The sequence below is a fragment of the Enterobacter cloacae complex sp. IR5458 genome, assembly GCF_049238025.1.
Classification (GTDB): domain Bacteria; phylum Pseudomonadota; class Gammaproteobacteria; order Enterobacterales; family Enterobacteriaceae; genus Enterobacter; species Enterobacter kobei.
On sequence record NZ_JBMKIF010000133.1, the window covers coordinates 1 to 920 of the forward strand.

General features: G+C 51.8%; 1 protein-coding gene. It reads right to left on the reverse strand.

Annotated elements, in window-relative coordinates; all coding sequences use genetic code 11:
- Window positions 1–920, reverse strand: a 920-nt coding sequence (locus tag ACOTYN_RS26390) for an ATP-grasp domain-containing protein (RefSeq protein ID WP_421634810.1), incomplete at both ends; no start/stop codon positions are given.

A 920-nucleotide genomic window follows, 5' to 3' on the forward strand; every position in this document is an offset into this window, starting at 1 on the left:
AACCGGAGAAAAGGTGTTTTTAGCGCTCTGGCGCACCATATCTTCAGACATCAGACCGAGCTTAAAGGCAGCAAATAACCCAGGAAGGTTCACCCCGCTGTGAAGGGTATAACCCACCCCCCCTGACGGACGCATGTTGGTTTCAAGCAGCACCGGGTTGCCATTCACATCGTTTCGCGTCTGAACATTCACCAGCCCGTCGGCCTTCATAACCCTGGCGCAGTCACACGCCAGTTCCCAGGCGCTTCCTTCGTTTACCAGATACTGGATAACCCCTTCCTTACGGCGTCCCACGGCTGCGAGTATTTCGCCCTTATCCGCGAGGATATCGACGGAAAATTCCGGGCCTGGCAGGTACGGCATCAAAACAAGGGGTTTAAACGACTCAGCAGCTGATGCTGCTGCAATATACTGTTGCGGACTGACCAGACGATGTTCGGGATGATTAAAGACGGCCATAGGCGAAGCACTGTCATCAAAGCGCCAGAATCCCATGCCATAGATACCCGTCACCGGCTTCACGCATACCGGGCTGTCAGTGAACGGCGGGGCCGCGAGGTGTGTTTTTAATTCTGCCAGCGTATTCACCCGCCAGGATGGTACGACCGGGAGACCCTTTTGCTCCATAAACTGAGCAAAAGTAACTTTTTCGTCAGCCAGAGTTAACCAGTCGACGCCCGTTGCACCGGTAGTAAGGGTGGCACCGGTCGATTCAATGGCTGAACGGTGTTCTTCAAACCACTGGCTGTTACGGCCAGTATGAATATGGTGGATGCCGTAGGACTGAATGGTTTCCTGGATAAACTGAAGACGTTTTTGAGGATCTTCAGGTTCAGTCAAAGAATAGTCGGCAACGGAAAGGATTTCATTTCTTTCGTTACGGTGGGAGGCAAAAACGGTAATGGCAAAATTATTTTTTT